The sequence below is a fragment of the Mesorhizobium sp. P5_C1 genome, assembly GCF_054049815.1.
In genome coordinates this window covers 1-5,844 of record NZ_JBFULQ010000359.1, presented here as the reverse complement: position 1 = coordinate 5,844, position 5,844 = coordinate 1, and the positions used below count along the sequence as shown (strand labels likewise).

The window sequence follows — 5,844 nt, the reverse complement described above, 5'->3', positions numbered from 1 at the left end:
CCGTCCGGCCGTATGTGGTCTCCTAGGCAGGTATCAAAACGGCGATACGATGTATGCCGACCACTTTGCTTGTATTCGTGGCCTCGTCGGTCTTGCCCTTAGTGCATGTGTATATGCCGCCTTCCTCGAGCTTGAATTCCTTGTCCTGTTTCTTGATCGTGAATGCACCAGCGGTAATCGTGCAGACCATGTCATTGTCCATCATCATCGCGGGAGCGTGTGCTCCAGGCTGAAACACGACGTCGACGATTGAAATGCTCTTGTAGGCGGGAATGTCGGAGTTGCCGGTGCCGACCTCAACCACCCTGACACCGGGCGCAATCTCCTTGCCATCCTTCGGGCCGTATTTCTTGGTCTTCGCGGACGCCACCAGGGTGAACAGAGGCGTTATCGCGGCAGCCGTCACACCGAGAGCAATTGCAGACCTGCGATTCAGGGTTTTCATCGCGTCCTCCCACATATTGGTCACGAACGAATGTGCGTGACCACAATGTATTAGCACAAACGAATGTACGTGTATGCGAGGAAGCTCCCAAGCCCAGCACGGTGGCAGGAACTCCGGGCTTCCGGTTCTGGCAGGGCAATCCGACATATCGGCAGGCATCGCGGTTGCCCTTCAGTCGGTCGCGTAGACGGTGGGCGCCTTGCCGTCCTTGGTGAAGGCGTAGACGATGAAAGGGCCAGCCTTCTCGCCACCCATGCCGGGAGCGCCGGTTGGCATGCCGGCCAAGGTGATGCCGGTGATGGCAGGCCGTTCGGTCAACAGTTTCTTGACGATATCGACCGGCACCAGCCCGTCGACGACATAGCCGTCGACCATCAGCGTGTGGCAGCCTTCGAGGTCGGCCGGCACACCCGCATCGCTGCTGATCTGGGACAGGTTGTTGACCGGCTTGATGTCGACCTTGAAGCCGTTGTGCTCCAGATACCTGGCGTAGGATTCACAGCAGCTGCATTGCGGGTTCTTGTACATCACAGCGGTGATGGTCGCTGCGACGGCAGGTAGCGGCATAGCGATCGCGACTGCGAAGGCGGCGAGGGAATAAGTCCGTTTCATTTGAGTTCTCCTTGAGTGAAAAATCGTCGCTGTCACTCGGTCGCGTAGACGGTTGGCGCCTTACCATCCTTGGTGAAGGCGTAAATCGTCCAGGTCTCGGTCTTCTCGCCGCCCATTCCCGGCGAACCCATCGGCATGCCCGGCATAGCGATGCCTGTGATTTCAGGACGTTCCGCCAGCATCTTCTTGATAAGGTCGACCGGCACGAAGCCATCGACCACGTAATCGCCGATCACCACGGAATGGCAGCCCTGCAATTTCTCGGGAACGCCAAGGCCGGCGCTTATCTGGTCCGGGTCGTTGGACGGCTTGAGCTCGACCTTGAAGCCGTTCTTTTCGAGATAGGCGGCATAGGTCTCGCAGCAGCTGCAGCTTGGGTTCTTGTACATCACAGCATTGATTGTCGCCGCGAATGCGGGCAGCGGCGTTGCGGTCAGGACGGCAAGGGCGGCGAGGCGGTAGGTCAGTTTCATTGCAGTCTCCTTTTGGTAGCGTTCAATTTCAGCCAACTCGAAACACCGTCATGAGGCCGGCCATCTGATGGTCGGCGACATGGCAGTGCAGCATCCAGTCGCCGGGATTGTCGGCGACGAAGGCGCATTCGATCGTGTCTTTGGGGGCGAGCAGCACCGTGTCCTGCCACTGTCGGTGCGGCACCGGCGAACCGTTGCGCGCGAGCACCAGCATGCTGAAGCCATGGATATGCATGGGATGCCGCCAGGCGGTTTCATTGCGCATGGTGAGATGACAGGTTGCGCCGCGCGGCAAGGTGAATTGTGGCGCCATGCCGGCATGGCCATCGCCGGTCATCGACATGCCGTTGATCGCCCAGGCAGCGCCACCGTTCATGCCGGGTGTCGCCATGCCCATCATGCCGCCGACGCCGGCGAGCTTGCCGCCACCCATCATGCCGCCTTGCAGGACGATCTCCTGGCGCTCGGCTCTCGCGAGATCGGGTTCGGGCAAAGGATTGCGGGGCAGGCCGACAAGCGCATCGAGCGGATGGGCACGCAGCGGTGTTGCAGTGTCATAGGCTAGAGTGGTCAGCGTGTAGGCGAGACCGTCATAGAACTCGTCGACCACCGCGTAGCGCTTGCCCGGGTCGCCCTGCATGTCGACCACGACGTCGATGCGCATGGCCGGGGCAAGCACAAGACGGCCATCTTCCGGTTCATGCGGATCGCAGGGTTGGCCGTCTATTGCGACGATGACCGGGCGGTGACCCTCGAAGCGCAGCGCCATGATGCGGGCAAGCGAGGCATTGGCGAGCCGTAGCCTGACGCGTTCGCCCGCCGTTACGCTCTGGTCGGCCGGCACCGTGCCGTTGACGGTGATGACGTTGCCGACACGGCCGGACATCGCCGCATCCATCGCGCTGCCGAAGCCGGGCGCCATCTGCCCATCCGCTGTAAGCCGCCAGTCCTGAAGCAGCCACATGAGGTCGCGGTCGACGGCGACGGGCTCGGCCTCCTCGACGATGATGGCGCCGGCAAGGCCACGGCCGAGCTGCACGAGACTGTTGGCATGCGGGTGATACCAGAAGGTTCCGGCGTCCGGCGGCGTGAATTCATAGACGAAGCTTGTCCCCGGCTTGATCGGTGGCTGTGTCAGCCCGGGCACGCCGTCCATGGCGTTTTGCAGGCGGATGCCATGCCAGTGCACCGTGGTGTCCTCGCTCAGCCCGTTCTCGACGATGATGCGGGCGGGCTGGCCCTGGCGTAAGCGCAGCATCGGGCCGGGGACCATCCCGTCATAGGCCCAGACAGGCGTAAGCGGGCCCCTGGAGCCGGTGAACCTGGCCTGGCCCGGCGAGACCCTGATGCGGCGCTCATCGACGGCGGATGCCATTGACGATGCGGGTCGCACCAGGGTGGCCGCAGCCGCTGCAAGGACAAACCTGCGGCGTGAAATGGAATGATTGAAATGGATGCTCACTCTCAAGCCCTTTGTGATCTCGATCGACGCCGAGTCTCGACGTCGAATTGCAGTGTGCTCGCCGGCGCAAAGCGCCAGCGGCAATCAAACGCCAGAAATCAGCCGCGAGATGGCTGAAACGGCGTCAGACGAGATCGGTGGATTTGGGAGGGAATGGGTCAGGCAGGGAACTTCGCCCATGAAGGAACGGTGTCGGCAGCGCCGACGGCAACCGTACCCTGATCAGGGTCATCGCCGCGAACTCGGGAGGCAACACCGCAAGCACCGGTGCGATGCAGGTCGGCGGACAATGCATCGGTTTGCCGGTGTCGCCGGCGCTTTTGATGCACGCGTTGCAGTCGCCATTCATGGCGGTGTCGGCCATCTTGGCCATGCCGGTATCGGCAGGCATGGTCATGCCGCTGCCAGTCGTCATCATCTTCGCCGACATGGCGCTCGCCTGGACGGCAGACAGGCTGAACCCGGCGGTCAAGAACACCGCGAGCAGCATGACAAGGACATGTTTTGGCGACCTGCGTGCCATCATCCCTTTAGGCTGGCCTCAACAGACTGCATTTGCAAGCGGGATTCCAATCCTGCGACAATGATGGCAGCGCACTGAGCCTGAACGGAAAGATGCCGTTGCGAGCCGTTGGGCTGCAGGGGATCCATTCACGAACCCTGCCGCCAGCAGGCGATCAGATGGCCGGGTGCGACCTGCCTGGCGGGCGGTTCGGCCTTTCTGCAGTCGGGCACGACCAGGGGGCAGCGGTCGGCGAAGGAACATCCCTTGGTCTGCGTGCCGGCTGCCTCGATCTCCACCGGAGCGGACAGTTTCGGCGCGGCCTCATCGGAGGACGCGACCAGGAGCAGTTGCGTGTAGGGGTGATTGGGGCCCTGGAAGATCTGGTCGGATGAACCGGTTTCGACCAGGCGGCCGCGATAGAGCACGCCGATCCTGTCGGCCATGTAGCGTACGACCCTGAGGTCGTGGCTGATGAACAGATAGGTCGTGTCCTTGTCGCGCTGCAGGTCGTTGAGCAGGTTGAGAACGGTCGCCTGAACGGAAACGTCGAGCGCCGAGGTGGGTTCGTCGAGCACCACGACCTTCGGCACGCCGGCGAAGGCCCGCGCGATCGCGGCCCGTTGCCGCTGGCCACCCGACAGCGATCGCGATTTCTGCTCGGCCGTGGTGGCGGCCAGGCGGACCGACTGCAAGAGATCGCTGACGCGTGCTCTCACCTCGCCATGGCGCAGCCCGGCGAGCCGGCGCAGCGGACGGCCGAGGATCCTGCCGATCCGCTGGCGTGGGTTGAGCGTGCGATCGGGCGACTGGAAGACCATCTGCACGTCGCGCCGTTCGGCAAGGTTTCTCTTCTCGACGCGCGGCGCGACCGTCTTGCCGAACAGCTCGACCGATCCGGCGTCAGGCGTCTGCAGGCCGGTGACGATCCTTGCCAAGGTCGACTTGCCGGAGCCTGATTCGCCGATCAGCCCGAACGTTTCGCCCCGGCCTATGTCGAGGTCGATATCGCTGAGCACAGGCTGGCTGCCAAAGGCATGGCTGATGCCTTTGCAGGTGATCGCGATCTGGCGCTCTGTCCGGGTGCCGGCGTCTTCATCGTTGGGCGTCGGGTGCACTGCCAGACCGGGTCCGTCCGTCTCCGCAAGTCTGCCGTCCCGCTTGGTGTAGTTGAGGGCCGGGATCGAGGCGATGAGCGCCTTTGTGTAGGCGTGGCGAGGGTTGTCGAAGACATCAGTGGCGACGCCGCTTTCGACCACCGTTCCCGACTGCATCACCGCCACGCGATCACAGGAACGGCGGATCATGTTTATGTCGTGGCTGATCAGAAGCACGCTGGTTTTGTGATCCTTGCGCAGGTCGTGCAGGATGGCGATGATCTCCGACTGCACGCTGGCGTCGAGCGCCGTCGTCGGCTCGTCCAGCACCAGCAGCGACGGGTCGAGCGCGATCGCGATGGCGATGTTGGCGCGCTGCTGCATGCCGCCGGACAATTCGTGCGGATAGAGATCCAGCACCCGGTTCGGACGGCTCACCCTGACGCGCTCTAATAGTTCGGCGGCGCGCGCGCGGGCCTCGTCGTGGCGAACCGGGCGATGCCGCATGATCGTCTCGGTGATCTGGCGGCCGATCGTCATGCTTGGGTTGAGGGCTGCGCCCGGGTGCTGGTAGACGGCGGCGATGTGGTTGCCCCGCAGCTGGCGAAGCTGCTCGGCGGAGAGGTCGCGGATTTCTCGGCCCTGGAATTCAAGCGCCGATGCCGCGATGCGGGCATTTTTCGGCAGATAGCGCAGGATGGCGAGCGCCACCGAGCTTTTGCCCGATCCCGACTCGCCGACCAGGCCAAGCGCTTCGCCTTGGTCTATGTGCAGCGACACGCCGCTGACGGCGGGATGCGATCCATTGCGCCCGTAATAGGCGATGGAAAGCTGGTCGACGTTGAGAACCGAGGAGGACATTGGGAGCTTGAAACCACTTTCTTCCAGCGCGGCGATCGAGGGCAATCGCTTCCGCTTTGGCAATACATAATCTCTATAAAATTACTCGAATAAAGCCGGAGCGCAATCTACCTTTCATCGCTCACGAGAGATTGTTGCCGTCTGCCAAAGCAGCGCGACGGTCTCCGGAGAGCAGATTTGGAAGGAGGCCGGCATGGCTCGAGATCACATGATCCTCAGCGCATTTTTCTTCAACCCGCAGGGCGATCACCGGATGTCGTGGCGTCATCCGAGGGCGCCGGGCCGGGAGGTGCTGGACTTCAGACTTCTACAATCTCTCGTGAGCGATGAAAGGTAGATTGCGCTCCGGCTTTATTCGAGTAATTTTATAGAGATTATGTATTGCCAAAGCG

At 62.4% G+C, this 5,844-nt stretch carries 6 protein-coding genes; all 6 read right to left on the bottom strand.

The window, feature by feature from the left end; genetic code table 11:
- Nucleotides 1-22 precede the first annotated feature (22 nt).
- Nucleotides 23-445 carry a hypothetical protein gene (locus tag ACXJ7R_RS22985; RefSeq protein WP_457153855.1) on the bottom strand — a complete coding sequence of 141 codons (423 nt, stop codon included), beginning with the start codon at nt 443-445 and terminating at the stop codon, nt 23-25.
- Nucleotides 446-616: 171 nt separating this feature from the next.
- The gene (locus tag ACXJ7R_RS22980) at nt 617-1,057 is read right to left on the bottom strand and encodes a DUF411 domain-containing protein (protein WP_457153854.1); all 441 of its coding nucleotides are present in this window, start codon (nt 1,055-1,057) and stop codon (nt 617-619) included.
- A gap of 32 nt (nt 1,058-1,089) precedes the next feature.
- Nucleotides 1,090-1,530 carry a DUF411 domain-containing protein gene (locus ACXJ7R_RS22975; RefSeq protein ID WP_457153853.1) on the bottom strand — a complete coding sequence of 147 codons (441 nt, stop codon included), beginning with the start codon at nt 1,528-1,530 and terminating at the stop codon, nt 1,090-1,092.
- Nucleotides 1,531-1,558: 28 nt separating this feature from the next.
- Nucleotides 1,559-2,905, bottom strand: coding sequence for a multicopper oxidase family protein (locus ACXJ7R_RS22970; RefSeq protein WP_457153852.1), 1,347 nt, complete (start codon nt 2,903-2,905; stop codon nt 1,559-1,561).
- A gap of 211 nt (nt 2,906-3,116) precedes the next feature.
- On the bottom strand, nt 3,117-3,518 hold the full coding sequence (locus ACXJ7R_RS22965; RefSeq protein WP_457153851.1) for a hypothetical protein: 402 nt from the start codon (nt 3,516-3,518) through the stop codon (nt 3,117-3,119).
- A 125-nt stretch (nt 3,519-3,643) separates the two neighbouring features.
- A complete protein-coding gene (locus tag ACXJ7R_RS22960) occupies nt 3,644-5,452 on the bottom strand; it encodes a dipeptide ABC transporter ATP-binding protein (RefSeq protein ID WP_457153850.1) in 1,809 nt (602 codons plus the stop codon).
- Nucleotides 5,453-5,844: the final 392 nt, after the last annotated feature.

What these genes read in the sequence shown, in the direction of transcription:
- ACXJ7R_RS22985 (WP_457153855.1), bottom strand. Translation starts at nt 445, where the DNA reads ATGAAAACCCTGAATCGCAGGTCTGCAATTGCTCTCGGTGTGACGGCT.
- ACXJ7R_RS22980 (WP_457153854.1), bottom strand. Translation starts at nt 1,057, where the DNA reads ATGAAACGGACTTATTCCCTCGCCGCCTTCGCAGTCGCGATCGCTATG.
- ACXJ7R_RS22975 (WP_457153853.1), bottom strand. Translation starts at nt 1,530, where the DNA reads ATGAAACTGACCTACCGCCTCGCCGCCCTTGCCGTCCTGACCGCAACG.
- ACXJ7R_RS22970 (WP_457153852.1), bottom strand. Translation starts at nt 2,905, where the DNA reads ATGGCATCCGCCGTCGATGAGCGCCGCATCAGGGTCTCGCCGGGCCAG.
- ACXJ7R_RS22965 (WP_457153851.1), bottom strand. Translation starts at nt 3,518, where the DNA reads ATGATGGCACGCAGGTCGCCAAAACATGTCCTTGTCATGCTGCTCGCG.
- ACXJ7R_RS22960 (WP_457153850.1), bottom strand. Translation starts at nt 5,452, where the DNA reads ATGTCCTCCTCGGTTCTCAACGTCGACCAGCTTTCCATCGCCTATTAC.